The organism is Streptomyces otsuchiensis (assembly GCF_004305975.1).
GTDB lineage: Bacteria > Actinomycetota > Actinomycetes > Streptomycetales > Streptomycetaceae > Streptomyces > Streptomyces otsuchiensis.
Genome location: NZ_BHZI01000655.1, coordinates 1 through 275, shown reverse-complemented (window position 1 = coordinate 275; position 275 = coordinate 1). Strand labels below are relative to the sequence as shown.

The 275-nt window shown below is 72.0% G+C and carries 1 pseudogene; it reads right to left on the bottom strand.

The features are described from left to right. A pseudogene (locus E0D90_RS27015) lies at positions 1–275 on the bottom strand (hypothetical protein); the annotation flags it as partial.

The following is a 275-nucleotide window of genomic DNA, read 5'->3' as shown; positions in this document are numbered from 1 at the left end:
TGGTGGGGGTGGCGGTCGGGGTGGCCGTGGGTGTGGTGGTGGCCGTCGGCGTGGTGGTGGAGTCGGCCTGGACCACGCGCAGGGTGCCGGTGGCGATGTCGCCGTTCTCGCAGGTCACACCGATTCCGTAGTCACCGGCGGTGGCTCTGACCGGCACGTTGAACTGTCCGATCAGCACCTCGGGCACGACACCGGGCCGGAGGGTGAACGTGCCACCGCCCACGGTGGTGGCGTCACCGCGGGCGGTGTCGTCGCCGTCGCAGGCGGCGGTGTTG